Raw genomic sequence first — 25920 nt, forward strand, 5'->3', positions numbered from 1 at the left:
ACAGAGCAAAGGTCAAGGTCGCTGCATGAACACTCCCGCCCACGGCGCGCCACGCAATGGCGCACGCTGGTTGACGCAGGCCCTGGAGGCCGAAGGCGTGCAGACGCTGTTCGGCTACCCGGGCGGCACCATCATGCCGTTCTACGACGCATTGGTGGATTCCACCCTCAAGCACATCCTGGTGCGCCATGAGCAGGGCGCGGCGCTGGCCGCCAACGGTTATGCCCGCGCCAGCGGCAAGGTCGGCGTGTGCGTGGCCACCTCCGGCCCCGGCGCGTCCAACCTGGTCACCGGCATCGCCGACGCGATGCTCGACTCGGTACCGATGGTGTGCCTGACCGGACAGGTCGGCACGCCGCTGCTGGGCACCGATGCGTTCCAGGAGCTGGACGTGTTCGGCATGACCCTGCCCATCGTCAAGCACAGCTGGCTGGTGCGCCGCGTCGACGACCTGCCGCAGGTGGTGGCCGAGGCGTTCCGCGTGGCCCGCGAGGGCCGCCCGGGGCCGGTGCTGATCGACCTGCCCAAGGACGTGCAGCTGGCCGACGCCTCGCACCTGCCCGAGCACGTGCCGGCCACGGTCGACCCGGTGCCGGCGCCGGACGCGCAGCGCCTGGCCGCGGCGCTGGAGATGATCGCCGCCGCCGAGAAGCCGGTGGTCTACGGCGGCGGCGGCATCGCCCTGGGCGGCGCGGTGGAGGATTTCCGCCGGTTCGTCGAGGCCTCCGGCATCCCCACCGTGCTGACCCTGCGCGGGCTGGGCGCGCTGCCGGCCAACCACCCGCAGTACCTGGGCATGCTGGGCATGCACGGCACCCGCGCCGCCAACATGGCGGTGCAGGAGTCGGACTTGCTGATCGTGGTCGGCGCCCGCTTCGACGACCGCGCCACCGGCAAGCTGGCCGAGTTCGCGCCATTCGCGCGCGTCATCCACCTGGATGCCGACGCCTACGAGATCGACAAGCTGCGCGGCGCCGACATCGCCCTGCCCGGCGACCTCAAGGCCGGCCTGCGCGCGTTGTCCGGCAACCGCGGCAACTGCAACGGCTGGCGCGCACGCTGCGCCGCCAACCGCGAGAAGTTCGCCGCGCGCTACGACGCCCCCGGCCAGGACATCTACGCCCCGGCGCTGCTCAAGCGGCTGAGCGAGATCGCGCCGCCGGACACCGTCATCGCCTGCGACGTCGGCCAGCACCAGATGTGGGTGGCCCAGCACTGCCGCTTCAACCACCCGCGCAACCACCTGACCTCCGGCGCACTAGGCACCATGGGCTTCGGCCTGCCGGCGGCGATGGGCGCGCAGTTCGCCTGCCCGGACCGCACCGTGGTGCTGGTCTCCGGCGACGGCAGTTTCATGATGAACGTGCAGGAGCTGGCGACCATCGCCCGCTGCCGCCTGCCGGTGAAAATCGTGCTGCTGGACAACGCCTCGCTGGGCATGGTGCGGCAGTGGCAGGAGCTGTTCTTCGCCGAGCGCTACAGCGAGATCGACCTGTCCGACAACCCGGACTTCGCCGCGCTGGCGCAGGTGTTCGGCATCCCGGCCACGCGCATCACCCAGCGCGCCGACGTCGAGGACGCGCTGGCCGCGCTGCTCGACACCCCCGGCCCGGCGCTGCTGCACGTGGCCATCGACGCGCGCGCCAACGTGTGGCCGCTGGTGCCGCCCAACAACGCCAACAGCACCATGCTGGAGGGCAACCCCGCCCATGCCAAGGCAACGCAGGAGAGTTCCAATGCAATACCGGCTTGACCTGGTGCTGACCCCCGCCGAAGGCGCGCTGCTGCGCGTGCTGGGCATGGTCGAGCGCCGGGGCTTCGCGCCCTGCAACATCGCCGGCAGCCGCCAGCCCGCCGACGCCGGCCGCTGGCACGTGCAGCTGGAAGTCAGCGGCGAGCGCCCGCCGGAGACCCTGTGCCGGCAGCTGGAAAAGGTCTACGACTGCGAATCGGTGCGGATCGTGCCGCTGGAACCTGCCGGAGTGGCGGCATGAATCCCGACGTAGGCGACGTACGGCGCACTCCCTGTCCCGCCCGGGGCAGGGCCCGCGCGCGGAGGCGTCTTCTTCGACGCCCGCCGCACGCCCCGGGCCTTGGCCACGTACATGCCTGACCTTGGCCGCCCCGTCGTCGCCGCCGCGGACACCGGCGCGATCAACGTCAGCGTCGCCGACGTGCTGGCCGCGCAGGCGCGGCTGCGGCGCTTCCTGCCGCCCACCCCGCTGCACTACGCCGAGCGCTTCGGCACCTGGCTGAAGCTGGAGAACCTGCAGCGCACCGGCTCCTACAAGGTGCGCGGCGCGCTGAACGCGATGCTGGCCGCACTGGAACGCGGCGACGAGCGGCCGGTGATCTGCGCCTCGGCCGGCAACCACGCCCAGGGCGTGGCCTGGGCCTCGTTCCGGCTGGGCGTGCAGGCCATCACGGTGATGCCGCACGGCGCACCAGCCACCAAGATCGCCGGCGTGCAGCACTGGGGCGCCACCGTGCGCCAGCACGGCAACAGCTACGACGAGGCCTACGCCTTCGCCCGCGAGCTGGCCGAACAGAACGGCTACCGCTTCCTGTCCGCGTTCGACGATCCGGACGTGATCGCCGGCCAGGGCACGCTGGGCATCGAACTCGCACCGCACGCGCCGGACGTGGTGATCGTGCCCATCGGCGGCGGCGGCCTGGCCTCGGGCGTGGCGCTGGCGCTGAAGTCGCAGGGCGTGCGCATCATCGGCGCCCAGGTCGAGGGCGTGGACTCGATGGCCCGCGCGATCAAGGGCGACGTGCGCGAAATCGCCCCGGTCGCCACCCTGGCCGACGGCGTCAAGGTCAAGATCCCCGGTTTCCTCACCCGCCGCCTGTGCACCAGCCTGCTGGACGACGTGGTCATCGTGCGCGAAGCCGAGCTGCGCGAAACCCTGGTGCGGCTGGCGCTGGAAGAACACGTCATCGCCGAGGGCGCCGGCGCGCTGGCGCTGGCCGCCGGCCGCCGCGTCGCCGGCAAGCGCAAGTGCGCGGTGGTGTCCGGCGGCAACATCGACGCCACCGTGCTGTCCACGCTGCTGTCCGAAGTGCGCCCCAGCCCGCCGCGCAAACCCCGGCGGCGCAACGCCGAACGACTTAGAAGCCGCGTCGCCCCCAACGCGCCGCGGCCCTCCCGAAACGAACATCCCAACATCATCGCACCCGCTGTCGAGGAGACCCTCTGGTGACTACTCCAACCATCAACACCCCGCGAATTACCATCTTCGACACGACCCTGCGCGATGGCGAACAGTCACCGGGCTGCAGCATGACCCCACCGCAGAAGCTGGTGATGGCGCGCGCCCTGGCCGAGCTGGGCATGGACGTGATCGAAACCGGCTTCCCGGCAAGTTCCCAATCCGACCGCGAGGCCATGGCGCTGATCGGCCGCGAGATACGCGACCCGGTGCTGGCGGTGCTGTCGCGCTGCCTGCCCGGCGACATCGAGACCTCGGCCAAGGCACTGGAAGCCGCGGCACGGCCGCGCCTGCACGTGTTCCTGTCCACCAGCCCGCTGCACCGCGAGCACAAGCTGCGCATGAGCCGGGAGCAGGTGCTGGAATCGGTGCACAAGCACGTGAGCATGGCGCGCGGCTACATCGACGACGTCGAGTTCTCGGCCGAGGACGCCACCCGCACCGAGCTGGATTTCCTGACCGAAGTGGCGCAGGTGGCCATCGCCGCCGGCGCGCGCACCATCAACCTGCCCGACACCGTGGGCTTCACCACGCCGGACGAGATCCGCGCGATGTTCAAGCACGTCATCGGCAACGCCGCCGGCGCCGACACGGTCATTTTCAGCGCCCACTGCCACAACGACCTGGGCCTGGCCGTGGCCAACTCGCTGGCCGCCATCGAAGGCGGCGCGCGCCAAGTGGAAGGCTCGGTCAACGGCATCGGCGAGCGCGCCGGCAACTGCGCGCTGGAAGAGATCGCCATGGTGCTGAAGGTGCGCAACGCGTTCTACAACTTCGATACCGGCTTCGACACCCGCCGCATCGTGCCGACCTCGCAGCTGCTGCAGCGGCTGGTGGGCATGCCGGTCCAGCGCAACAAGGCCATCGTCGGCGCCAACGCGTTCGCACACGAGTCGGGCATCCACCAGCACGGCATGCTGCGCAACCGCAACACCTACGAAATCATGCGCCCGGAAGACGTGGGCTGGGAGTCCTCGCAGATGGTGCTGGGCCGCCACAGCGGCCGCGCCGCGGTCGAGGCGCGCCTGCGTGCGCTGGGCTACTGGCTGGAAGAGGAAGAGCTGAAGCTGGTGTTCGACCAGTTCAAGGCGCTGTGCGAGCAGCAGCGCGTGGTTACCGACGCCGACCTGCAGACCCTGATGCAGGGCAATTCCGGTGGCGACGGCTACCGCCTGGCGTCGATGACCATCAGCGACGTCGGCAGCCGCGCCAACGCGCTGGTCGAACTGTCCGACCCGGAAGGCAACCGCGTGGCCGAGACCGCGCAGGGCGACGGCCCGGTGGATGCGCTGTTCTCGGCGCTGTCGGCCGCCACCGGCGTACAGCTCACCCTGGACAGCTACCACGTGCACAGCGTCGGCATCGGCGCCGACGCACGCGGCGAGGCCAACCTGGGCGTGCGCCACGAAGGCAACATCTACGAGGGCACCGGCACCAGCCGTGACATCATCGAGGCCAGCGCGCTGGCCTGGCTGGACGTCACCAACCGCCTGCTGCGCCAGCGCGAAGGCAGCAAGACCCAGGAAGCCGTCAGCGCCTGAGCGCGACGGCCCCTCACAGGCAACGGAACCAACACGCAATGAGCTCCGCACCCAAGACCCTGTACGACAAGCTGTGGGACGCCCACGTCGTCGTCCCCGAAAGCGACAGCGCCCCGGCCGTGCTGTACATCGACCTGCACCTGATCCACGAGGTCACCTCGCCGCAGGCGTTCACCGAACTGCGCGAACGCGGCCTCAGCCCGCGCCGCCCGGACCGCACCAAGGCGACGATGGACCACTCCACCCCGACCCTGCCGGCCGCTGCCGACGGCAAGCTGCCGTATGCGAGCAAGGCCTCCGAGGCGCAGGTGCAGATGCTCGCGAAGAACTGCGCCGAGTACGGCATCGAGCTGTTCGACATGGCCTCCAGCAGCCGCGGCATCGTCCACGTCATCGCCCCCGAGCAGGGCTTCACCCAGCCGGGCATGACGATTGTCTGTGGCGACAGCCACACCTCCACCCACGGCGCGTTCGGCGCGCTGGCCTTCGGCATCGGCACCAGCGAAGTGGGCCACGTGCTGGCCACGCAGTGCCTGCTGCAGCGCAAGGCCAGGACCATGTCGATCACCGTCGACGGCGAACTGGCACCGGGCGTCGGCGCCAAGGACGTGGTGCTGCACATCATCGGCGTGATCGGGGTCAACGGCGGCACCGGCCACGTGCTGGAGTTCCGCGGTTCCACCATTGCCGCGATGGACATGGAACAGCGCATGACCCTGTGCAACATGTCCATCGAGGCCGGCGCCCGTGCCGGCATGGTGGCGCCGGACCAGACCACCTTCGACTGGGTCGCCCGCACCCCGCGCGGCCCGAAGGGTGCCGACTTCGACACGGCGGTCGCCTACTGGAAGACGCTGCGCAGCGACGACGGCGCGCGCTTCGACGTGGAAGTGCGCATCGACGCTGCCGACATCCGCCCCACCCTGACCTGGGGCACGCACCCGGGCACCGCCATCGCGGTGGACGCGCCGATCCCGGCCGCCAACGACGCCGCCGCGCAGAAGGGCCTGGACTACATGAAGTTCGAAGCCGGCCACGCCCTGGCCGGCACGCCGGTGGACGTGGTGTTCGTCGGCTCCTGCACCAACGGCCGCCTGAGCGACATGCGCGAGGTGGCGCAGGTGCTGCGCGGCCGCCGCGTCGCCGCCGGCGTGCGCATGCTGGTGGTGCCGGGCTCGGAGATCGTCAAGCGCGACGCCGAGGCCGAAGGCATCCACGAGGTCGTGCGCGCCGCTGGCGCCGAATGGCGCGAACCCGGCTGCTCGATGTGCATCGCCATGAACGGTGACCTGGTCGCGCCGGGGCAACTGGCGGTGAGCACCAGCAACCGCAATTTCGAAGGCCGCCAGGGCCCGGGCTCGCGTACCCTGCTGGCCTCGCCGATGAGCGCCGCCTGGGCGGCGGTGAACGGCAAGGTCGCCGACGTGCGTGAACTGTTCGACCAGGAGGTGGCGTGATGGCCGGTTTCCGTACCCTGAGCTCGCGCAGCGTGGTGCTGCGCCAGACCAACATCGACACCGACCAGATCATCCCGGCGCGGTTCCTGTCCACCACCGAGCGTGCCGGGCTGGGCAAGAACGCGTTCAACGACTGGCGCTGGCAGGCCGACGGCACGCCGAACCCGGCATTCGCCTTCAACCAGCCGCAGAACGCCGGCCGCTCGATCCTGCTGGCCGGACGCAACTTCGGCTGCGGCTCCTCGCGCGAGCACGCGCCGTGGGCGCTGACCGACCTGGGCCTGCGCGCCATCGTGAGCAGCGAGATCGCCGACATCTTCCGCGGCAATGCGCTGAAGAACGGCCTGCTGCCGATCGTGCTGGACGAAGCCGACGTGCAGGAACTGATGCAGCGCCCGGACGACGAGCTGACCATCGACGTGGCCGCGCGCGAACTGCGCACCCCCGCCGGCAAGGTGTACGCCTTCCCGCTGGACGGCTTCTCGCAGACCTGCCTGCTGGAAGGCGTGGACCAGCTGGGCTGGCTGCTCGGTCGCGTGGACGAGATCGAACGCTACGAGGCCGCGCGCGCGGCGTGATGCCCCTTCCCGCCCGCACCCGCCGCCACGGGTGCCGGACCGAACGACAGCAACAGGACAACCGGAACCCCCATGCAAGCCAACATCGTCGTACTGCCGGGTGACGGCATCGGCCCCGAGATCACCGTCGCCGCGGTGGACGTGCTCAAGGCCATCGCCGCGCGCTTCGGCCATGACTTCAGCTTCGCCGAGCACGACATCGGCGGCATCGCCATCGACAACCACGGCGAGCCGCTGCCGGCCGCCACCCTGGACGCGTGCAGCAGGGCCGACGCGGTGCTGCTTGGCGCCGTCGGCGGGCCCAAGTGGTCCGACCCCAACGCCAGGGTGCGCCCGGAACAGGGCCTGCTGGCGATCCGCAAGGCGCTGGGCCTGTTCGCCAACCTGCGCCCGGTGCGCACCCACCCGGCCGCGCTGCACGCCTCGCCGATCAAGCCCGAGCTGCTCGCGGACGTGGACTTCGTGGTGGTGCGCGAGCTGACCGGCGGCATCTACTTCGGCGACAAGACCCGCGACGCCGACAGCGCCAGCGACCTGTGCCGCTACACCGTGGCCGAGATCGAGCGCGTGCTGCGCAGCGCCTTCAACCTGGCCCGGCAGCGCCGCGGCAAACTGACCTCGGTGGACAAGGCCAACGTGCTGGAGACCTCACGGCTGTGGCGGGATGTGGCCGCGCGCATCGGCCGCGAGGAATTCCCGGACGTGGAACTGGAGCACCAGCTGGTCGATTCCATGGCCATGCACCTGATCGCCAAGCCGCGCGCCTACGACGTGATCGTCACCGAAAACATGTTCGGCGACATCCTCACCGACGAGGCCTCGATGCTGGCCGGCTCGCTGGGCCTGCTGCCGTCCGCCTCGCTGGGCGAACAGGGCAAGGTGGGTATCTATGAACCCATCCACGGCTCGGCCCCGGACATCGCCGGCAAGGGCATCGCCAACCCCTACGCCACCATCCTCAGCGCGGCCATGCTGCTGCGCCACTCGCTGGGGCTGGAGGACGAAGCCGCCGCCATCGAGCAGGCGGTGGCCGCCGCGCTGGACGACGGCCTGTTCACCGCCGACCTGGCCGCGCAGGGACGAGCGCTTTCCACATCCCAGGCGGCGCAGGCGGTGCTCGCCCGCCTGCAATGACTCCACGACGCGGCCCCCGGGCCGCGTTTTTCGTTATGGCTGTCCTGTTGTTGTCCTTTCCCCACCTTCAGGAGCAATGCCCTTGAACCACCGCAGTCCCGACGCGTTCCTTGCGTACGTCGCCCGCCGCGACCCTGACCAGCCCGAGTTCCTGCAGGCGGTCAAGGAAGTCACCCTAAGCCTCTGGCCGTTCCTGCAGCAGCACCCGCAGTACGCGCGGCATGGCCTGCTCGAACGCCTGGTGGAACCGGAACGGGTCATCCAGTTCCGCGTGGCCTGGGCCGACGACAGCGGCCGCACCCACGTCAACCGCGCCTTCCGCGTGCAGCACAGCGCGGCCATCGGCCCGTTCAAGGGCGGCATGCGCTTCCACCCCTCGGTGAACCTGTCGATCCTGAAATTCCTGGCCTTCGAGCAGACCTTCAAGAACGCCCTCACCACCCTGCCCATGGGCGGCGGCAAGGGCGGCGCGGACTTCGACCCCAAGGGCAAGAGCGAGGGCGAGGTGATGCGCTTCTGCCAGGCGCTGATGCTGGAGCTGTACCGCCACCTCGGCGCGGACACCGACGTGCCGGCCGGCGACATCGGCGTGGGCGCGCGCGAGGTCGGTTTCATGGCCGGCATGATGAAGAAACTCAGCAACGACGCCGCCTGCGTGTTCACCGGCAAGGGCCTGGCCTACGGCGGCAGCCTGATGCGCCCGGAAGCCACCGGCTACGGCACCGTGTACTTCGTCGAACAGATGCTGCACCACGCCCGCCGCGAAACCCACGGCGCCAGGGTGCTGATCTCCGGCTCCGGCAACGTCGCCCAGTTCGCCGCGCTCAAGGCCGCCGAACTCGGCGGCAAGGTGCTCACCTTCTCCGACTCCGGCGGCACCCTCTACGCCCGCGACGGCTTCGACGAACAGGCCATGCAGGACGTGATGGCGCTGAAGAACGAACGCCGCGGCCGCCTGGCCGAACTGGCCGGCGACAAGCGCTTCGAGTTCCTCGAAGGCCGCCGCCCCTGGCACATCCCGGCCGACATCGCCCTGCCCTGCGCCACCCAGAACGAACTGGACGAGAACGACGCCCGCACCCTCGTGCACAACGGCGCCCTGTGCGTGGCCGAAGGCGCCAACATGCCCTCCACCCTGGAAGCGGTGGACGTGTTCCTGCAGGCCGGCACCCTGTACGCCCCCGGCAAGGCCAGCAACGCCGGCGGCGTCGCCACCTCCGGCCTGGAAATGAGCCAGAACGCATTGCGCCTGTCCTGGCGCCACGCCGACGTGGACGAACGCCTGCACGTGATCATGAAGGAGATCCACGCCAACTGCGTACAGCATGGCAAACGCGCCGACGGCAGCGTCAACTATGTCGATGGCGCGAATATCGCCGGGTTCGTGAAGGTGGCCGATGCGGTGTTGGCGCAGGGGTTGTATTGAGGATTGCTGGTCCATTCTTCTGATCGGAAGGAGGGACACCGTCGATATCCAGTTCAAGCAGCTCATCCCTTCAAGGGCCTGAGCGCTTGCGTTATGCCGAAAAATTCGGGGTGTAACCGATATGGCCGCAAACGCGCGGTGTCTACCGTCGGCCTCGGGGCCGCCCCTCGCTCCTTCCAAGTCATCGATATTCTTGGCATCACCGCATCTTCACATCAGCACCAGAAAGCGGGACACTTGGACAGCGCCGCGATTAGGCGGCCGAATAGGCGTTAGATGCCAAGGAGAAGCTAATGACACCGGAAGAAGCAGAACTCAGCGCCGCGCTGGTTGATTTCGAGCAGGCCGAAGAACGGGTAGGTCTCGAACATCAAAACTGGAGCTACCTCCAGATGTCATACATGTCGTTCATGCAGAGCTTGCAAGAGATGGGGCTTACTCGCGAAGAAGCGCAAGAGCGATTCAACCGCCATATGAGTAGTCACTCTGAGAGCTTTGGCTCTGCGTTAGAGCACAGAAATGACGCTTCGTCTAAGTTGATCGACATTCTTAGGCGATTCCCATATTTGCTACAGAGCTTGCCATCTAAAGCAAAACGCAAGCTTGGCGTCTAACAACTCATTCAAGCCGACGCCGCTTCGCGGCGCGGCTTAATTCAGGCGTTAGGCCCCTCTGATGGATCACGTGAGCCGCGAGCAACACATCCAGGCCACCCGAGCCAAGGCCGTTGAGATCTGCTCAGGCATCTTGGCTGGGCGGATCCATCTACTGGAGGGCTGCCATGCTCTCGCATCGCTGCGTTGGGACGTTGACGTTGATGAGCGCGATCCTGACTTTCTTACTTTCGCAGCGATTTCATCGGAGACCGACGCTCTGCCCATCGGGGACGTCCGCGCACATTGGGCTCCAGAGGCTTTAGCAAGGTTGGAACCTGAGATAGAGTCGGCCATTACGTGGGCCTCGCCACAAGCACTTCCAGCCTGCCGCTCGGTCGTGCAGCGGTTCGGGGCCTAACAAGTCCTTCAAGCCGACGCCGCTTCGCGGCGCGGCTTAACTCAGGTGTTAGCCCTCATGGACACAGTTGCGGAACACCCGCATTCCTTCCCAGCATCCGAGTGGCCGTTCTCGGAGCCGACGAACCTGGCTGCATTCACCACGACCCGCGTACTACACGAGGGTTATCCCGTCTTGTTGGTCAGTCACGACCATGATGGTGATTGGCAGTTCCTTTGCGGTACTACTAATGACAGCACTCATGGCGCCGTCGTTTGTCTCGGCTGTGCATATCAGCGGGACAGTAGCGTGGCAGAGCTAGCTGACCTCCCCATTGGCTGGCAAGCATGGCGGGATTCCGTCGACGCCCCCTGGGAGCGGTTTCCTCGTGAGCCAGACCCGGATGAAGGCTAACAACTCATTCAAGTCGACGCCACTTCGTGGCGCGGCTTAACTCAGGCGTTAGACCCGTGAATCACACTGCAGCGAACATTGAAATTGACAGAGCACTGACCTCCGGTGAGCGTGCACTGATTCGCTGGCTCCTGGAGCACGGAGAGGGTGATTGCACCGAGTTCATTGAGCAGTTGGAGAATGCTCGGGTGGCTCGCCTTTGCAGCTGTGGCTGCGCCAGCATTGACCTTTCCATCGGTGGCCGACGCCCTGAGCACTTCGCAATGCGCACCCTGTCCGACTACCAATGGCTCAATGAGCACGGCCATCTGTGCGGCGCCTTTGTGTTTGAGCAGGATGGCCTTCTTGCTGGGCTAGACTTGTGGTCAGTTGACGGCCAGAGCACTCCAGATGCCCTGCCGCCCGTAGATCGGCTCGTTCCGTTTGGCAGCGCACGGGCCTGACAATTCACTCAAGCCGACGCTGCTACCGCAATGCGGCATAGTTCCGGCGTAGGCGGCAGGGAGAGTTATGGCGACCCAAGTTCAACTGCCTGACGATGAGGCACTGGTGTTATTCGAGTTGCTGACTTCTGGCAAGCTCACAGCAATTGTGGACACAGCAGAGGCGCATGCCTTAGGTGTAATCCTTGCCAGCTTGGAGAAGCAGCTGATCGCACCATTTGCATCCGACTACCTGACGCAGCTTGCAGCAGCCAGGTCATCCTTGGTCGCTCGGTATGGCAAATAGCAAATCGGTGGTGTTGCCTAACATTTCACTCAAGCAGATGCCACTTCTCGGCATGGCTTGACTCAGGCGTTAGCAGGCTGTAGCTCGCTACATCTGTGACAATTGGCCACTGGATCGGAGGCTTCCGAAAGGTGTTGCGGAGCATGCCCATCGCGCCTATGGGCGTTCGGCAATCAGCCTTCCGGATGCCCAGGGAATTGCTCGCGATCTGTTCTTGGAGGCTGCCGGACTTGTGCATTCATCGAACAAGGCTGAGGTCTAGAAAGTTCATTCAAGCCGACGCCGCTTTGCGGCGCGGCGCGACGCGGCTTAATCAGCAACTGTCTTCCGATGAGTAGTCAAGTCGCCATGGCTGCCACGGCCCTCAGTTCGTCACGGCGCCGCGCATTTATTATCGTCAGCAGCATGCGCATGCGGGCCACCAGCGTGACCTTGGTCAGCCTCCCTCGCTCCCGCAATTGCTGGTAGTGCGCTCTCATCATCGGTTCCCGGCGCACCGCGGATAACATCGCCATGCACAGAGCCACGCGGACGGGCGTGCGACCACCACGGATTCTTCGCTTAGCGCTTGCGTTATGCCGAGCAACTCGGGGTGTAACCGATATGGCCGCAAACGCGCGGCGTTTACTGTCGGCCTCGGGACCGCACCACACCGCTCACTCCTTCCAAGCCACTGATATTCCTGGCATCACCGCATCTTCACAATAGCGCCAGAAAGCGGGACACTCGGGCAACGTCGCGATTAGGCGGCCGAATAGGCGTTAGGCCTCATGGGAAGTTTCGCTCTAGCCACACTGCTCATGTTTGCTCTCGTCGCACCTGCTGGCTCCAGTCAGCCTCCGGAGTTGCTTTCAGTGTATGACGGGTGGGGTACTCATTACATCCCCGGCTTTGGCAAAGTATCGGGCACTGGGTCGGTTCAGTGCGGTAAGATCCAGGTCTCTGTGCGGACCGTCGAGAACTCTGAGGAGGGGCTACAGCCGTCTGCTGAGCGCATCCATGAACTTCGAGCTACCAATACGGCAACTTTGGCTTCCTTGGCCGCCGCAGGAAATGCGTGCCCCAAGCCCGCGTTCTCTGCTGAGGCCTAACAATTCATTCAAGCCAAACCCGCTTCGCGGGTCGGCTTAATTCAGGCGTTAGGTGGCAGCATGAAATATGAGGATGGCACAGATATAGAGCCCGGAGACGTCGTTCAGATCGACACGCAGTACCGCGGCCGAGTTATCGCCTCAATGGACACAAACGAGTACTTGCCGGGCGAGGAAGGCTGGGCGTATCTCGGCGCTGGCATCATGGTGGATACTGACTTTGGCGGGCTGGTGCACTACACGGCGGAGACAGCTGATGATCTTGTCCTCATACAGCGCGGGGCAGCCGCCTGACACTTCATTCAAGCCGACGCCGCTTCGCGGCGCGGCTTAACTCAGGCGTTATGCCCCATCCCTCAGACCACCTCAAGCTGCTGATTCAATCAAACGCCGAAGAGGTCACGCGGCTGCACTCGCGCGTGCATGAGACATTCGCACAGCGGGATCGAAGCCCTGACAAACGCCGCGAATGGGAGCGTGCGTGTGAGATCTTCCACTCTAGATACAACGAACTGGCGTTTCCCGGCGGCTTCGAAGGGGCGCTGGACCGCATCGTGGCTGGTGACCCCGATTCTATGGAGGCTGCCATCTGCTTCCTTGAGGTTCGTCCCTATTTCTTCCGGTCTGGCTACATGTTTGAGTCCATACTCCGCAAGACTAAGCGTGCGCCACTCTCCCAAGAGCAGGTCGCCAGGCTGCAGTACGTCATTCAAGCCCTGGCTGCATGGCGCTCAAAAAGGGCCGCCCCAGATGGGGCCTAACAATTCATTCAAGCCGAACCCGCTTCGCAGCTTGATTTAACTCTAGCATTAGGCCCTCAACACCCTCTCGGCTTTGAGTAGCAGGTTGATTTGAAGTCAATCCCGAACGATAGATAGATTGGATGTGAAGAAGCGGTCTACCGAAGAGCAGATCATTGGCTTCCTGCGTCACGCCGAAGTTGGCGTGGCGGGGAAGGAACTTTGCCGCCGACACGGGTTCAGTGAGGCCTCTTACCATCCGCGGCGCAGCAAGTTCTGCGGCATGAGCGTGCCGGAGGCCAAGCGACTCAAACTGGCGGCCAAAGCCACTACGATGAAACCCGGACTCTAGAGAGCCCCGCTACTCAAGGCAGCCGAACTCGGCGGCAAGGTGCTCACCTTCTCCGACTCCGGCGGCACCCTCTACGCCCGCGACGGCTTCGACGAACAGGCGATGCAGGACGTGATGGCGCTGAAGAACGAACGCCGCGGCCGCCTGTCCGAACTGGCCGGCGACAAACGCTTCGAATTCCTCGAAGGCCGCCGCCCCTGGCACATTCCGGCCGACATCGCCCTGCCCTGCGCCACCCAGAACGAACTGGACGAAACCGACGCCCGCACCCTCGTGCACAACGGCGCCCTGTGCGTGGCCGAAGGCGCCAACATGCCCTCCACCCTGGAAGCGGTGGACATCTTCCTGCAGGCAGGCACCCTGTACGCCCCCGGCAAGGCCAGCAACGCCGGCGGCGTCGCCACCTCCGGCCTGGAAATGAGCCAGAACGCCCTGCGCCTGTCCTGGCGCCACGCCGACGTGGACGAACGCCTGCACGTGATCATGAAAGAAATCCACGCCAACTGCGTGCAGCATGGCAAACGTACGGATGGCAGCGTCAACTATGTCGATGGCGCGAATATCGCGGGGTTCGTGAAAGTGGCCGATGCGATGTTGGCGCAGGGGTTGTATTGAGGTTTGCCGGCCCCTTCTTCTGGTCGGAAGAAGGGACGCCGCCGGTCCCGGTCAAAGCAAATCATCCCTTCAAGCGCTTGAGTGCTTGCGTTATGCCGAGCAATTCGGGGGGTGTAACCGATATGGCCGCAAACGCGCGGCGTTTTCCCTCGGCCTCGGGACCGCACCACACCCCTCACCCCTTCCAAGCCATTGGTCTTTTAGGCATCACCACATCTTCACATTGGCGTCATAAAGGGTGACACTTGGGCAACGCCGTGATGGCGGCCGAATTAAGTGTTAGGCAGCAAGAACAATCGCTCGCTTCATCCACACATCAGGGGAAAGAAGAAATGCCCAAGAAACCAGGTGACGGTAACTACACCCTTCGCGAGAAGAAGCTTTTGGCCCAGAACGCCAAGCTCAAAGCTGACGTTGCGTCGGCGAAGGCGCAGGTGAAAGTCAAAGATGCGCAGCTAAAGGAAACGACTGCTAAGCTCAAAGCTGCAATAACGGCAGCAACTCACCCAAGCACCACCGCAAAGAAGGCGGCCAAGAAGGCGGCTAAGAAGTAACTCGTCTTGCTGCCTAACAATCTATTCAAACCGAACCCGCTTCGCGGTTCGGTTTAATTTAAGCGTTAAGCATTATACAAACCACCAGGGGAAGGGGATTTGTGACAGAAATCACGCCACATAATGCGTTTACACCAGCTAGAGAAGTACAAGACATTGATCGTTTCGCAGGCAGGGCTGCGACCCTCGACTCGCTTGCGGCGGCGCTGCAGTCCGACGGTGCACAGATCGTACTTTATGGCCAACGAGGTATTGGAAAATCATCACTGTCGCGGGTGCTTGCACAGATTGCGATAAATGATGAAGCCGCGATCTCTCGCCTCGCAACGGCGCCACACAGCAAGTTTGACTACCTACCCATCTATGTTACATGCGATGACAGCGTTACAAATGTAGAAAAGCTGTGTCTACGCCTACTCACTGATGAGCAAGCGCTCGCCCCTTGGATTCCATTTAAGGTTTCCGAAAGAACAAGCTCACAAGAAGGAGGCGGAAAGCTCGGTGTAAAAGTGATCGAACTTTCCGGAAAGCTCTCTGGCTCAATAACTGAGCGAAAAACGGAGATTCAGGCAGAGGTTACATCAACTTTCATCAATGCATGCCGTCAAATCGTCTCAAGCGGCGTTGCTGCGGACGGAGTTTTGATCGTAATCGATGAGTTTGATCGGATTTCCGACAAAAGTGGAATTGCCTCCATCATAAAGGCATTAGGGCCAGAGAAAATTACCTTTGCTTTAGTAGGCGTAGCCTCGGACGTCCGTGAACTCATCTCCGATCATGAATCCGTAGCGAGACAGATTGCTGACGGAACCATTTTTGTTCCACCAATGGACGGAGATGAATTGGCCGAAATTATCTCCCGAGCAATGGCCGCACTCAACAACAAGTATTCTTTCGAGCTCGCAGCAATTACCTGGATCACCACTATCGCTCGTGGCCATCCATTCTACGTACACCTAGTCGGGAAACATGCTCTATTACGAGCGATATCACAGCGAACTGATGTCGTTACTGAGGCAATCGCGAGAGAAGCGCTGGCGGACATTGCTTTCAAAGGATCGGCACCAATCCAAGAGGCCGCGTACAAGAAAGCTGTAGGCCATAGCTACACTCGCGAGCATATCTTGAAAAAGTTCGCTAGCGTCGATGCAGACGAAGTTTATACCACCAACCTTTATGGGGATATTGCAAGGGAGTTGAATATCGATCCAAGTGCAATTTCCGTTTATGTAGGGCAACTTGCGAGCGAGAAATACGGCAATGTTCTTGAACGCTCAAGAGATCGATACTACCAATTTACTGATAGTTTGTTCAAGGCGTACGCAGCCGCGCGGCCATACGAGCGAAAGACTGGGGACAAAGATAACGACATCTAACCATTCTCTCAAGCCGAGGCCTCTCCACGGCTCGACCTAACTCAAGCGCCAAGCATTCGACATGACAGATTCACATATTAGGCCCGAGAGAATAACCAAGCCGATCCAGCTCCTAGCTGCTTGGTTAGCCGGTCTATTTTCAATCAATGCCACATTTCTTTTTACAGTCACCCGACTCCCCGTTGATTCATGGGAGATGAGGGCCCTAACAGTCGCTGCCATTACGAACGTTCCGATTTTCCTCATAGCCCTGTTTGTTCTTCAGACTAAATTTAGACCCGAGCTTCAAGAAGATTCTTACTATTCGACCTATCTAAGCAGCAAGACAAATCAGACCCTAACTATTTCCAATGACGGAGTGAAAGTTGTAACAATTGCACAAAAAATTAGCGAAATAGAAAACCGAGTGGCGCCATCTCCTGACTCGCACACCACTCTTAAGGGCCTCAGCTACGGCGTCTGCAAATATCTAGAAGACATAGAAGCCATCTCCAATAAACTAGCTCAAACTGGGGTGCTTAGCTATTCGATGTTCGGCGGCAAGGAGCCGCCGCCGTTTAGAACTCTGGCAATATCAAAACATCTCTCGCGAGAGGTGCTGGAGCAAGTCTTGATACTCGCACGAGATCTTGGGTTTACTGACTACAAGCTCTACGACAATGTTTTGGAGGACGCTACCGAAGATGTGCTTTTTGGATCTTATGGCGAGCCTAAGTTCAGAATCTCCGGCGGAAGTGTTTAGCAATTCATTTGAGCCAAAGCCGCTTCGTAGCACGACCTAACTCAGATGACGAGGCGCAACAGGGTCATCATCTGGGGAAATACCTGGGGCACTTGGCGGGAACCCAGCTCAGTCATTCGTCAGCAGCAATCACGATGCCCCTCCTGGTCACTATCACCCGCGCGTTCTGGCCGACTTTGAGGCCTGCGGCCTCCAGCCAGTCGCCGCACAGTCGCAGGTAGGGCACCTGCCGGGGCTTGAAGCGGCGGTCCTTTTCCTTGGCGCGGCTTTCGTAGTACTGGCAGCCGACTTTCAGGGTGCGTGATTTGAGCGGGGTTCCGACCTGCTTGGTCATGACGATCTCCTAGTATTCGTTGAATGATCAACGCCGCCTCCTGTTGAGAGAGGCGGCCAGGCGCTTCAACACGGTACTAGGCCCGCCCGCAGATTTTCCCTTTCGGGTGTTTTATAGCTGCGCGCCGCCCGGCCATAGGTTTGAACCATGGCATAAAAACAAAGCCGCATGGCTTTCGGGCGCGGCGACCGCCTAGTAAAGGTGTGTTGAGCACCTGTGGCGATCTGATCACCGCACCCGAGCGAGGTCAACGTCAGGAAATCCCCCGCAGCCGCCCCAGGGTTACCCGATCCCGCTGCTCCAGGTCCTGCACGGTTTCCACCTCGTCGAAGCCGCCCTGCTCCAGCAGCGCGCGGATCGCCGGGCCCTGGTCCCAGCCGTGTTCCAGCAGCAGCCAGCCGCCGGGGACGAGGTGATCGGGGGCGCCGGCGATGATTTCGCGGATGGCGTCCAGGCCGTCGGCGCCGGAGGCCAGCGCCGGGGGCGGTTCGAAGCGCAGGTCGCCCTGCTGCAGGTGCGGGTCACCGGCGGCGATGTAGGGCGGGTTGCTGACGATCATGTCGAAGCGGTCCACACCCAGCGCGGCGTACCAGTGGCCTCGGCGGAACCACACGTTGTCCAGGCCGTGGGCCTGGGCGTTCTTCACCGCCACGGCCAGGGTGGGGCCGAGCAGGTCGGTGGCCATCACCGTGGCCAGCGGGCGTTCGCTGGCGATGGACAGGGCGATGGCGCCGCTGCCAGTGCCCAGGTCGGCGACGCGCGCCATGTGCCCGGGCGGCAGCCGCGCCAGTGCCTGTTCCACCAGCAGCTCGGTTTCCGGGCGCGGGATCAGGGTGGCGACGTTGACCTGCAGGTCCAGGGTCCAGAAGCCGCGGCGGCCGGTGAGGTAGGCCAGCGGGTGGCCTTCGGCGCGGCGCTGCAGCAGCAGTTCGAAGCGCTGGCAGGCGTCGTCGTCCACCGGGTCGGTGGCGTGGGCGAACAGCCAGGCGCGGTCCACGCCCAGCACGTGCAGCAGCAGCTGTTCGGCCTCGTGCCGGGCGTCCTCGCCGGGCAGCCTGGCGGCGCCTTCCCGCAACAGCGCGGCAACCTGGGGGGTGGACACTTCACTACCTCTTCGCGGGATGTTTCCGGGACCGGGAGGATAGTCACCCGGCCTGCCGCTGCCTACCGCGGCGGTACCGGCCCGGGATCGAGCCTGCCTATGCCGCCCGTTCAGGTTTTGGCCAGCCGCTGGCTTGGAAAGCCGGAAAAGCGCCCGATATCGGGGTCAGGGCCCGCTGGCGGGGCCGGATCAATAGCCAATATCTATTGATGCGATGCATTCAATTCATTTGTTTTATTAGGCACTGCCTATTAGCCTGTACTCCACGGTTCACCACCCGTCCCTTCAACCAAGAGGAAGTTCCATGTCCCTTATCAATACCCAGGTCCAGCCGTTCAAGGCCAACGCCTTCCACAACGGCAAGTTCATCGAAGTCACCGAGGAAAGCCTGAAGGGCAAGTGGTCGGTGCTGATCTTCATGCCGGCGGCCTTCACCTTCAATTGCCCGACCGAGATCGAAGACGCGGCCGAGCATTACGCCGAGTTCCAGAAGGCGGGCACCGAGGTCTACATCGTCACCACCGACACCCACTTCTCGCACAAGGTGTGGCACGAGACCTCGCCGGCCGTGGGCAAGGCGAAGTTCCCGCTGGTCGGCGACCCGACCCACCAGCTGACCAACGCCTTCGGCGTGCACATTCCGGAAGAAGGCCTGGCCCTGCGCGGCACCTTCGTGATCAACCCGGAAGGCGTGATCAAGACCATGGAGATCCATTCCAACGAGATCGCCCGTGACGTGTCCGAGACCCTGCGCAAGCTCAAGGCCGCCCAGTTCACCGCCGCGCACCCGAACGAAGTGTGCCCGGCCAAGTGGAAGGAAGGCGAGAAGACCCTGACCCCGTCGCTGGACCTGGTCGGCAAGATCTAAGCCGCCCCTCACTCCCACCCCGCCCTGGCGGGCGTGGGGGTGAACCGAAGCCGCGTCGCGCCAGCCCGTGGTTCTGCCCGCCAGGCGCGGTTTCGGTTCACCCCTACTTTCCCGGCGGGTTGCCCTGGCAACCGCGTCCTCCCCCCGTTTTGCCTCGAACAAGGAGTTGCGCCGTGCTCGACGACACCCTCAAGACCCAGTTGCAGCAGTACATGGGCCTGCTGCGCCAGCCGCTGCGGCTGATCGCCTCGCTCGACGACAGCGCCGCCAGCACCGACATGCGCAGCCTGCTGGCGGACATCGTCGCCGCCGGCAACGGCAAGATCACCCTGGACACCACGGGCAGCGATGCGCGCCGGCCGTCGTTCGTGATCGCCCGCGAGGGCGAAAGCCACGGCGTGCGCTTTGCCGGCCTGCCGCTGGGCCACGAATTCGAATCGCTGGTGCTGACCCTGCTGTGGACCGGCGGCCACCCGCCGAAGGTGGCGCAGGAGGTGATCGACGGCATCAAGGCGGTGGACGGCGAGTTCGCCTTCGAGGTGTACATGTCGCTGACCTGCCACAACTGCCCGGACGTGGTGCAGGCGCTGGCGCTGATGGCCATCGTCAACCCGAAGATCAGCACCACGGTGATCGAGGGCGGCGCGTTCCAGCAGGAAGTGGAGCAGCGCCAGGTGATGGCGGTGCCGATGGTGTTCCAGGGCGGCGAGATGTTCGACTCCGGGCGCATGACCCTGGAGCAGATCCTGGCGCGGCTGGATACCGGCGCGGCCAGGCGCGAAGCGGCGAAGATCGCCGCCAAGGACCCGTTCGACGTGCTGGTGGTGGGCGGCGGCCCGGCCGGCGCGGCCGCGGCGATCTACGCCGCGCGCAAGGGCATCCGCACCGGCGTGGCGGCCGAGCGCTTCGGCGGCCAGGTGCTGGACACCATGGCCATCGAGAATTTCATTTCGGTGCAGTACACCGAAGGCCCGAAGCTGGCCGCGGCGCTGGAGCAGCACGTGCGCGAGTACGAGGTGGACATCATGAACCTGCAGCGCGCCACCAAGCTGGTGCCGGCCGGTGCCGATGGCCTGGTGGAGGTGCAGCTGGAGAACGGCGCGTCGCTGAAGTCGAAGTCGGTGATCCTGTCCACCGGTGCGCGCTGGCGGCAGATGAACGTGCCCGGCGAGGATGCGTACCGCAACAAGGGCGTGGCCTACTGCCCGCACTGCGACGGCCCGCTGTTCAAGGGCAAGCGCGTGGCGGTGATCGGCGGCGGCAATTCCGGCGTCGAGGCGGCCATCGACCTGGCCGGCATCGTCAGCCACGTCACCGTGTTCGAGTTCGACAGCAAGCTGCGCGCCGACCAGGTGCTGCAGGCCAAGCTGCACAGCCTGCCCAACGTGACCGTGGTGCTCAACGCGCAGACCACCGAGGTGCTGGGCGACGGCCAGAAGGTCAGCGGCCTGGTCTACACCGACCGCGTCGGCGGCGATTCGCACCGGGTGGAACTGGAAGGCATCTTCGTGCAGATCGGCCTGCTGCCGAACACCGAGTGGCTGCGTGGCACGGTGGAGCTGAGCCCGCGCGGCGAGATCGTCATCGACGAGCGCGGCCAGACCAGCGTGCCGGGCGTGTTCGCCGCCGGCGACTGCACCACGGTGCCGTACAAGCAGATCATCATTGCGATGGGTGCCGGTTCCACCGCGGCGCTGAGCGCCTTCGACCACCTGATCCGCAGCCCGGCGCCGCAGCCGTCCGCGGCGGTGGCCGAGACCGCCTGAGCCCCGATGCCGCCGGCCCGCCCGGCGGCATCGCCACAGGCGCGGCGGCCGGCTGCGCCGCCCCCGTGCCCCCGTCCGCCGTTGCGAGGCCAACCCGATGAACCTGCGTGACCTCAAATACCTGGTGGCGCTGGCCGAGCACAAGCACTTCGGCCGCGCCGCGGCGGCGTGCTTCGTCAGCCAGCCCACGCTGTCCACCCAGATCAAGAAGCTGGAGGAGGAGCTGGGCGTGCCGCTGGTGGAGCGCGCGCCGCGCAAGGTCATGCTGACCCCGGCCGGGCGCGAGGCCGCGGCGCGTGCGCGCGGCATCGTGGCCGAAGTCGAGCAGCTCAAGGAGGCCGCGCGCCGCAGCCGCGACCCCGAGGCCGGCACCGTGCGCCTGGGCATTTTTCCCACGCTGGGGCCGTACCTGCTGCCGCACGTGGTGCCGGCGATCCGCGCGCGCTTCCCGCAGCTGGAACTGCTGCTGGTGGAGGAAAAGAGCGACGTATTGCTGACCCAGCTGCGCAATGGCCAGCTCGATGCGGCGCTGCTGGCGCTGCCGCTGCACGACGAACAGCTGCATACCGAGTTCCTGTTCGAGGAGCCGTTCGTGCTGGCCGCGCCCGAAGGCCACCCGCTGGCCGCGCACTCCACGCTGCGCATGGCCGACCTGGCCGACCAGCGCCTGCTGCTGCTGCAGGACGGCCACTGCCTGCGCGACCAGGCGCTGGACGTCTGCCACCTGGCCGGGGCGCTGGAGAAATCCGAATTCCAGGCCACCAGCCTGGAAACGCTGCGGCAGATGGTGGCGGCCAACGTCGGCGTCACCCTGCTGCCGATGCTGGCGGTGAAGCCGCCGGTGGCGCGCTCGCAGGACATCCGCCTGCTGGGCTTTGCCGGCGACGACGCGCCCAGCCGGCGCATCGCCATGGTCTGGCGCCGCAGCTCGGCGATGGGCGATTTCCTGCAGCAGCTGGCCGGCCTGTTCCAGCGCCTGCCACCGGATCTGCTGGCGCTCTGAGCCGGGCCGCCGGTGCGGCCTGCGGCAGCGCCCGCGCGCGCCTGAACCGGTGCCGCGGACACATTGCAACGCCGTCGCCCCGCCCCCATGATCGGGGTGGGTCGCTTCCGTTTCACAATCCCCGCACAATAGGCCCCGGGCGGTGCCGGATTGGCGCCGCCTTTTGCATGTCTCTCAACAATTGCAGGAGTTTTTTCCATGCCGACCAACAGCGGCCTGCCGCCATCGATCGTCGTCTCCAGCCGTGACATGGCCCGCCTCGAGGCCATGCTCGATTCCCCGGCCCTGAGCCGGCACCCGGCCGCCGTCGCCCTGTCCCAGGAGCTCGAACGCGCGCAGGTGCTGCCGCCGGAGGACATCCCCGCAGGCATCGTCACCATGCATTCGCGCGTGGACTGCGTGGACGAACTGCACGACGAACAACATTCCCTGACCCTGGTCTATCCGCACGAGGCGGATTTCGACAAGGGCCGTGTCTCGGTGCTCGCGCCGGTGGGCAGCGCCCTGCTGGGCCTGTCCGTGGGCCAGACCATCGACTGGACCGCCCCCGGTGGCCGCCAACTGCGCCTGCGCGTGACCGCCGTCCACTACCAGCCCGAAGCCGCGGGCGATTTCCACCGCTGAGCGCCGTGCGCCGGCCCCGCAACAGGAACCTGCAATGACCCGATCCAAGCTCGCCCAGCTGCGCGGACTGTCCGTCGTGGTCGCCGATACCGGCGACTACGACGCCATCAAGCGCCTGCGCCCGGTCGACTGCACCACCAACCCGACGCTGGTGCGCAAGGCCCTGGACCTGCCGGTGTACGCCGGGCTGATCGAACGCGAGCTGCAATGGGGCCGCGCCCAGGCCGGCGACCGCGCCGAGGTCGCCAGGGCCGTGGTCGACCGCCTGACCATCGGCGTGGGCGCGATGCTGGCCGAGCTGGTGCCGGGCCGCGTCTCCACCGAGGTCGATGCCGACCAGGCCCACGACACCGCCGCGACCATCGCCAAGGCGCGCCAGTTCATCGCCATGTACGCAGCGGCCGGCGTGCCGCGCGACAAGGTGCTGATCAAGATCGCCGCCACCTGGGCCGGGGTGGAAGCCACCCGCGTGCTGCAGGCCGAGGGCATCGACTGCAACCTGACGCTGATCTTCAACCCGACCCAGGCACTGGCCTGTTCGGAGGCCGGTGCGTTCCTGATCTCGCCGTTCGTCGGCCGCATCCTGGACTGGTACGTGGCCCACGGCCAGGCGCCGGCCAGCATCGACGAGGACCCGGGCGTGAGGTTCGTGCGCGGCGTGTACGCCGAGTTCAAGCGCCGCGGCTCGCCGACGGTGGTGATGGGCGCCTCGTTCCGCTCGACCGCGCAGATCGAGGCGCTGGCCGGCTGCGACCGCCTGACCATCTCGCCGGACCTGCTGGAAAAGCTCGACGCCGACATGAGCGAGCTGCCGCGCAGGCTGGTGCCGGCCGCCGCCGAGGCGGTGGACGTCACGCCGATCGACCAGGCGCGGTTCGATGCGGACATGGCCGCCGACCCGATGGCCACCGAGAAGCTGGCCACCGGCATCGATGCCTTCGCCAAGGACCTGCAGGCGCTGCGCCAGCGCATTGCCGACGAACTGGCGGCCTGATCGCCCACAAGCCGGGGCCAGCGTTGTTTTCTCTCGCGCAGGGCCGGCCGCCCGGGTGGAGAGAAAGCAACGCTGGCCCCGGTTTTTTTCTGCCCGCCGCGCGGCGTCAGTAAATCCCCAGCGCCAGCCCCGCCGCGAGCAGCGCGCCCAGTTCGCGGCCGCGCGCCAGGTCGGCCTCCGGCAGCAGCTTGCGTGCGGCAATGGCCTCCGGCGTCTGCGCATGGGTGCGCACCAGCAGCGGCTCGGCCACTTCGCGCAGGCGCAGGCCGGTGGCGATGCGCCGCAGCTGGGCGATGGTCGGCTGCCCGTCCGAACCGGCGCAGACCACCAGCGCGTACGGCTTGCCGTCGCAGCGGCCCAGCAACGGGTAGTAGCTGCGGTCGAAGAAGTCCTTCATCGCGCCGCTGATCGAGGCCAGCGTCTCCGGGGTGGCGAACACCACCGCATCGGCGCCCAGCACGTCGTCGGCCCCGGCATCGGCCGCGCGCAGCAGGCACACCTCCAGCGCCTCCCCGGCGTCCCCGCGCGCCGCCCCGGCGACCGCTTCGGCCATGGCCCGGGTGGCGCCGGTGAAGCCGTGCCACACCACCAGCAACCGGCGTGGCGCGGCCTCCATCACCTCAGGCGTCCAGCCCGATCGGGCAGCTCACGCCGGTGCCGCCGATGCCGCAGTAGCCGTTCGGGTTCTTGGCCAGGTACTGCTGGTGGTAGTCCTCGGCGTAGTAGAACGGCGGCGCCGGGAACAGGATTTCGGTGGTGATGTCGCCATAGCCGGCGGCGGTCAGCCGCTGCTGGTAGGCATCGCGGCTGGCAATGGCCGCATCGAACTGCGCCTGCGTGTGGCAGTACAGCGCCGAGCGGTACTGGGTGCCGGTGTCGTTGCCCTGGCGCATGCCCTGGGTGGGGTCGTGGTTTTCCCAGAAGGTGCGCAGCACCGTGTCCAGCGCGACCTGCGCCGGGTCGAACACCACCCGCACCACTTCGGTGTGGCCGGTGAGCCCGGAACAGACTTCCTCGTAGGTGGGGTTGGGGGTGAGCCCGCCCTGGTAACCGACCGCGGTGGTCACCACGCCCGGCAGCTGCCAGAACTTGCGCTCGGCGCCCCAGAAGCAGCCCAGGCCCACGTCCAGCACGTCCAGCCCCGCGAAATCGCCGCGCAGCGGGCGGCCGTTGACGAAATGCACGTTGTGCAGCGGCAGCGGCGCCTCGCGCCCCGGCAACGCTTCTTCCGGCCGCGGCAGGCGCTGCTTGAACGCGCCGATGCCCAACCGCCCGTGTCCGATACCCAGCATGGTCTGCTCCTCAGGCCGGCAGGAATCCCGGCGCTTGCTCATCGTCACAGATGGGGCCGCCCGCGGCGTCGTCCAAGCCCAGCGCGGCGACGATGTCGTCGGCCTCGGGTTTGGCCGCGTCCGGCACGCAGACCCGCAGCAGGCCGAACAGCGGCAGCTCGCCGCCGGCGCCCAGCAGCGATTCGCCGAACACGAAGGCCGGGATGCCGGCGTCCTCCAGCGCATGCTTGACCAGGTGCGCGTCGAACAGGTTGTTTGTCTGGTAGACCAGTTGCATGGGGTTCTCCGTGGAATGGCGGGGCGCGCGGGCTCAGCCCGGGCGGCACAGGGCGTCGGTGGCGGCCACGCGCGCGCTTTCCTGTTCGGCCGCCTGCCGCCACTGGCGCAGCGCCGGCAGCGCGGACAGCGCCTGCAGGTAGGCCGCGGCGGTGTCGTCCAGCGCCACGCCATAGCCGTCGAAGCGGATCGCCACCGGCGCGAACATGGCATCGACGATGCCGAAGCCGCCGAACAGGAAATCGCCGCCGGCACCGTGTTCGCGGCGCAGCGTACGCCACAGCGCCTGCACCCGGTCGATGTCGCGCTGGGCGGCGGCGTCCCAGCGGTAGCCGTCGGGCCGGCGGCGGCTGTTCATCGGCAACTGGGTGCGCAGCGCGGCGAAACCCGAGTGCATTTCGGCCGCGGCGGCACGGGCCAGCGCGCGCCGCGGCAGCTCGGGCGGCCAGCCGCGGCCGCCCAGCCAGCGCTCGTTGGCGTACTCGCAGATCGCCAGCGAATCCCAGAGCACCAGGTCGCCATCGCGCAGCGCCGGCACCTTGCCGGTGGGCGAATGGCGCAGGGCCTGGGCGGCGAACTCCGGCGTGTCCAGCGCCAGCACCACCTCGTCGAATTCGACGCCGAACTGGCGCAGCAGCAGCCAGGGGCGCAGCGACCAGGAGGAGTAGTTGCGGTTGCCGATCACCAGGACGGGGCGGGTCATGGGC

General features: G+C 65.8%; 27 protein-coding genes and 2 pseudogenes. 23 read left to right on the forward strand and 6 right to left on the reverse strand.

Annotation, left to right across the window (positions count from 1 at the left end; all coding sequences use genetic code 11):
• The first annotated feature begins 25 nt into the window (after nucleotides 1–25).
• The 18 genes and pseudogenes from ilvG to F0P95_RS16995 all read left to right on the forward strand — a co-directional run bounded on the left by ilvG (nucleotide 26) and on the right by F0P95_RS16995 (nucleotide 16954).
• Nucleotides 26–1753, forward strand: coding sequence for an acetolactate synthase 2 catalytic subunit (ilvG, locus tag F0P95_RS16905; RefSeq protein WP_182335200.1), 1728 nt, complete (start codon nucleotides 26–28; stop codon nucleotides 1751–1753).
• Nucleotides 1737–1994, forward strand: coding sequence for an ACT domain-containing protein (locus F0P95_RS16910; protein ID WP_054667479.1), 258 nt, complete (start codon nucleotides 1737–1739; stop codon nucleotides 1992–1994). Before ilvG ends, F0P95_RS16910 begins: the two co-directional genes overlap by 17 nt.
• Before the next feature lie 159 nt (nucleotides 1995–2153).
• Nucleotides 2154–3203 (forward strand): threonine dehydratase, encoded by a 1050-nt coding sequence (locus F0P95_RS16915; RefSeq protein ID WP_232529125.1) that lies wholly within the window; start codon nucleotides 2154–2156, stop codon nucleotides 3201–3203.
• Nucleotides 3200–4753, forward strand: a complete 1554-nt coding sequence (locus F0P95_RS16920; RefSeq protein WP_380610781.1) for a 2-isopropylmalate synthase — start codon at nucleotides 3200–3202, stop codon at nucleotides 4751–4753. Before F0P95_RS16915 ends, F0P95_RS16920 begins: the two co-directional genes overlap by 4 nt.
• Before the next feature lie 38 nt (nucleotides 4754–4791).
• The gene (leuC, locus tag F0P95_RS16925; protein ID WP_182335202.1) at nucleotides 4792–6210 is read left to right on the forward strand and encodes a 3-isopropylmalate dehydratase large subunit; all 1419 of its coding nucleotides are present in this window, start codon (nucleotides 4792–4794) and stop codon (nucleotides 6208–6210) included.
• Nucleotides 6210–6788 carry a 3-isopropylmalate dehydratase small subunit gene (gene leuD, locus F0P95_RS16930; protein ID WP_182335203.1) on the forward strand — a complete coding sequence of 193 codons (579 nt, stop codon included), beginning with the start codon at nucleotides 6210–6212 and terminating at the stop codon, nucleotides 6786–6788. The genes leuC and leuD overlap by 1 nt, the downstream gene beginning before the upstream one ends.
• Nucleotides 6789–6860: 72 nt before the next feature.
• Nucleotides 6861–7922 carry a 3-isopropylmalate dehydrogenase gene (gene leuB / locus F0P95_RS16935; RefSeq protein WP_182335204.1) on the forward strand — a complete coding sequence of 354 codons (1062 nt, stop codon included), beginning with the start codon at nucleotides 6861–6863 and terminating at the stop codon, nucleotides 7920–7922.
• A 76-nt stretch (nucleotides 7923–7998) separates the two neighbouring features.
• Nucleotides 7999–9348 (forward strand): NADP-specific glutamate dehydrogenase, encoded by a 1350-nt coding sequence (gene gdhA, locus F0P95_RS16940; protein ID WP_182335205.1) that lies wholly within the window; start codon nucleotides 7999–8001, stop codon nucleotides 9346–9348.
• Nucleotides 9349–9641: 293 nt separating this feature from the next.
• Nucleotides 9642–9962, forward strand: a complete 321-nt coding sequence (locus F0P95_RS16945; protein ID WP_182335206.1) for a hypothetical protein — start codon at nucleotides 9642–9644, stop codon at nucleotides 9960–9962.
• An 849-nt stretch (nucleotides 9963–10811) separates the two neighbouring features.
• A complete protein-coding gene (locus tag F0P95_RS16950) occupies nucleotides 10812–11198 on the forward strand; it encodes a hypothetical protein (RefSeq protein ID WP_182335207.1) in 387 nt (128 codons plus the stop codon).
• Nucleotides 11199–11265: 67 nt separating this feature from the next.
• Entirely contained in the window at nucleotides 11266–11484 is a 219-nt protein-coding gene (locus F0P95_RS16955; RefSeq protein ID WP_182335208.1) for a hypothetical protein, read from the forward strand.
• 1151 nt (nucleotides 11485–12635) lie between these two features.
• Nucleotides 12636–12869 (forward strand): hypothetical protein, encoded by a 234-nt coding sequence (locus tag F0P95_RS16965; RefSeq protein WP_054667492.1) that lies wholly within the window; start codon nucleotides 12636–12638, stop codon nucleotides 12867–12869.
• 50 nt (nucleotides 12870–12919) lie between these two features.
• Nucleotides 12920–13336, forward strand: coding sequence for a hypothetical protein (locus tag F0P95_RS16970; RefSeq protein WP_182335210.1), 417 nt, complete (start codon nucleotides 12920–12922; stop codon nucleotides 13334–13336).
• 124 nt (nucleotides 13337–13460) lie between these two features.
• Nucleotides 13461–13628: pseudogene (locus F0P95_RS16975) on the forward strand (transposase); the annotation flags it as partial.
• A 63-nt stretch (nucleotides 13629–13691) separates the two neighbouring features.
• Nucleotides 13692–14282, forward strand: a pseudogene (locus F0P95_RS16980) (dehydrogenase family protein); the annotation flags it as partial.
• 245 nt (nucleotides 14283–14527) lie between these two features.
• Nucleotides 14528–14836: a hypothetical protein gene (locus F0P95_RS16985; RefSeq protein WP_182335211.1), complete on the forward strand. Its 309-nt coding sequence runs from the start codon at nucleotides 14528–14530 to the stop codon at nucleotides 14834–14836.
• Nucleotides 14837–14937: 101 nt separating this feature from the next.
• Nucleotides 14938–16212, forward strand: coding sequence for an AAA family ATPase (locus F0P95_RS16990; RefSeq protein WP_182335212.1), 1275 nt, complete (start codon nucleotides 14938–14940; stop codon nucleotides 16210–16212).
• Between the two features lie 61 nt (nucleotides 16213–16273).
• The gene (locus F0P95_RS16995; protein WP_182335213.1) at nucleotides 16274–16954 is read left to right on the forward strand and encodes a hypothetical protein; all 681 of its coding nucleotides are present in this window, start codon (nucleotides 16274–16276) and stop codon (nucleotides 16952–16954) included.
• A 112-nt stretch (nucleotides 16955–17066) separates the two neighbouring features.
• Here the strand turns inward: F0P95_RS16995 and F0P95_RS17000 are convergent, their stop codons facing one another.
• Nucleotides 17067–17288, reverse strand: coding sequence for a SymE family type I addiction module toxin (locus F0P95_RS17000; protein WP_161615261.1), 222 nt, complete (start codon nucleotides 17286–17288; stop codon nucleotides 17067–17069).
• 253 nt (nucleotides 17289–17541) lie between these two features.
• Nucleotides 17542–18390, reverse strand: coding sequence for a peptide chain release factor N(5)-glutamine methyltransferase (gene prmC / locus F0P95_RS17005; RefSeq protein ID WP_269150858.1), 849 nt, complete (start codon nucleotides 18388–18390; stop codon nucleotides 17542–17544).
• A gap of 304 nt (nucleotides 18391–18694) precedes the next feature.
• On the opposite strand from prmC, the gene ahpC reads away from it, so the two are divergent.
• The 5 genes from ahpC to F0P95_RS17030 all read left to right on the forward strand — a co-directional run bounded on the left by ahpC (nucleotide 18695) and on the right by F0P95_RS17030 (nucleotide 23645).
• Entirely contained in the window at nucleotides 18695–19258 is a 564-nt protein-coding gene (gene ahpC, locus F0P95_RS17010) for an alkyl hydroperoxide reductase subunit C (RefSeq protein WP_054667503.1), read from the forward strand.
• Nucleotides 19259–19431: 173 nt separating this feature from the next.
• A complete protein-coding gene (gene ahpF / locus F0P95_RS17015) occupies nucleotides 19432–21024 on the forward strand; it encodes an alkyl hydroperoxide reductase subunit F (protein ID WP_182335214.1) in 1593 nt (530 codons plus the stop codon).
• Between the two features lie 97 nt (nucleotides 21025–21121).
• Nucleotides 21122–22027, forward strand: a complete 906-nt coding sequence (locus F0P95_RS17020) for a LysR substrate-binding domain-containing protein (protein WP_182335215.1) — start codon at nucleotides 21122–21124, stop codon at nucleotides 22025–22027.
• Between the two features lie 198 nt (nucleotides 22028–22225).
• A complete protein-coding gene (gene rnk / locus F0P95_RS17025) occupies nucleotides 22226–22651 on the forward strand; it encodes a nucleoside diphosphate kinase regulator (protein WP_182335216.1) in 426 nt (141 codons plus the stop codon).
• 34 nt (nucleotides 22652–22685) lie between these two features.
• The gene (locus F0P95_RS17030; RefSeq protein WP_182335217.1) at nucleotides 22686–23645 is read left to right on the forward strand and encodes a transaldolase; all 960 of its coding nucleotides are present in this window, start codon (nucleotides 22686–22688) and stop codon (nucleotides 23643–23645) included.
• A gap of 106 nt (nucleotides 23646–23751) precedes the next feature.
• Here F0P95_RS17030 and F0P95_RS17035 read toward each other — a convergent pair whose 3' ends face one another.
• The 4 genes from F0P95_RS17035 to F0P95_RS17050 are packed head-to-tail and all read right to left on the reverse strand — an operon-like array spanning nucleotide 23752 to nucleotide 25916.
• Nucleotides 23752–24261: a flavodoxin family protein gene (locus F0P95_RS17035; RefSeq protein ID WP_182335218.1), complete on the reverse strand. Its 510-nt coding sequence runs from the start codon at nucleotides 24259–24261 to the stop codon at nucleotides 23752–23754.
• A 4-nt stretch (nucleotides 24262–24265) separates the two neighbouring features.
• Nucleotides 24266–24937, reverse strand: coding sequence for a peptide-methionine (S)-S-oxide reductase MsrA (msrA, locus tag F0P95_RS17040; RefSeq protein WP_182335219.1), 672 nt, complete (start codon nucleotides 24935–24937; stop codon nucleotides 24266–24268).
• 10 nt (nucleotides 24938–24947) lie between these two features.
• Nucleotides 24948–25214 (reverse strand): putative signal transducing protein, encoded by a 267-nt coding sequence (locus F0P95_RS17045; RefSeq protein WP_182335220.1) that lies wholly within the window; start codon nucleotides 25212–25214, stop codon nucleotides 24948–24950.
• Nucleotides 25215–25247: 33 nt separating this feature from the next.
• Nucleotides 25248–25916: a glutathione S-transferase gene (locus F0P95_RS17050; RefSeq protein WP_182335221.1), complete on the reverse strand. Its 669-nt coding sequence runs from the start codon at nucleotides 25914–25916 to the stop codon at nucleotides 25248–25250.
• Between the last annotated feature and the right edge of the window lie 4 nt (nucleotides 25917–25920).

Origin of the sequence: Stenotrophomonas acidaminiphila (assembly GCF_014109845.1) — a bacterium.
Lineage (GTDB): Bacteria > Pseudomonadota > Gammaproteobacteria > Xanthomonadales > Xanthomonadaceae > Stenotrophomonas > Stenotrophomonas acidaminiphila.

Excerpts from the sequence above, each read along its gene's own strand:
- leuB (WP_182335204.1), top strand. The coding sequence starts at position 6,861 with ATGCAAGCCAACATCGTCGTACTGCCGGGTGACGGCATCGGCCCCGAG.
- F0P95_RS16955 (WP_182335208.1), top strand. The coding sequence starts at position 11,266 with ATGGCGACCCAAGTTCAACTGCCTGACGATGAGGCACTGGTGTTATTC.
- F0P95_RS16910 (WP_054667479.1), top strand. The coding sequence starts at position 1,737 with ATGCAATACCGGCTTGACCTGGTGCTGACCCCCGCCGAAGGCGCGCTG.
- leuD (WP_182335203.1), top strand. The coding sequence starts at position 6,210 with ATGGCCGGTTTCCGTACCCTGAGCTCGCGCAGCGTGGTGCTGCGCCAG.
- ahpC (WP_054667503.1), top strand. The coding sequence starts at position 18,695 with ATGTCCCTTATCAATACCCAGGTCCAGCCGTTCAAGGCCAACGCCTTC.
- F0P95_RS16970 (WP_182335210.1), top strand. The coding sequence starts at position 12,920 with ATGCCCCATCCCTCAGACCACCTCAAGCTGCTGATTCAATCAAACGCC.
- rnk (WP_182335216.1), top strand. The coding sequence starts at position 22,226 with ATGCCGACCAACAGCGGCCTGCCGCCATCGATCGTCGTCTCCAGCCGT.
- ilvG (WP_182335200.1), top strand. The coding sequence starts at position 26 with ATGAACACTCCCGCCCACGGCGCGCCACGCAATGGCGCACGCTGGTTG.
- F0P95_RS17000 (WP_161615261.1), bottom strand. The coding sequence starts at position 17,288 with ATGACCAAGCAGGTCGGAACCCCGCTCAAATCACGCACCCTGAAAGTC.
- F0P95_RS16945 (WP_182335206.1), top strand. The coding sequence starts at position 9,642 with ATGACACCGGAAGAAGCAGAACTCAGCGCCGCGCTGGTTGATTTCGAG.
- F0P95_RS17050 (WP_182335221.1), bottom strand. The coding sequence starts at position 25,916 with ATGACCCGCCCCGTCCTGGTGATCGGCAACCGCAACTACTCCTCCTGG.
- F0P95_RS16965 (WP_054667492.1), top strand. The coding sequence starts at position 12,636 with ATGAAATATGAGGATGGCACAGATATAGAGCCCGGAGACGTCGTTCAG.
- msrA (WP_182335219.1), bottom strand. The coding sequence starts at position 24,937 with ATGCTGGGTATCGGACACGGGCGGTTGGGCATCGGCGCGTTCAAGCAG.
- F0P95_RS17035 (WP_182335218.1), bottom strand. The coding sequence starts at position 24,261 with ATGGAGGCCGCGCCACGCCGGTTGCTGGTGGTGTGGCACGGCTTCACC.
- F0P95_RS17020 (WP_182335215.1), top strand. The coding sequence starts at position 21,122 with ATGAACCTGCGTGACCTCAAATACCTGGTGGCGCTGGCCGAGCACAAG.
- F0P95_RS17045 (WP_182335220.1), bottom strand. The coding sequence starts at position 25,214 with ATGCAACTGGTCTACCAGACAAACAACCTGTTCGACGCGCACCTGGTC.
- F0P95_RS16995 (WP_182335213.1), top strand. The coding sequence starts at position 16,274 with ATGACAGATTCACATATTAGGCCCGAGAGAATAACCAAGCCGATCCAG.
- gdhA (WP_182335205.1), top strand. The coding sequence starts at position 7,999 with ATGCCCTTGAACCACCGCAGTCCCGACGCGTTCCTTGCGTACGTCGCC.
- F0P95_RS17030 (WP_182335217.1), top strand. The coding sequence starts at position 22,686 with ATGACCCGATCCAAGCTCGCCCAGCTGCGCGGACTGTCCGTCGTGGTC.
- leuC (WP_182335202.1), top strand. The coding sequence starts at position 4,792 with ATGAGCTCCGCACCCAAGACCCTGTACGACAAGCTGTGGGACGCCCAC.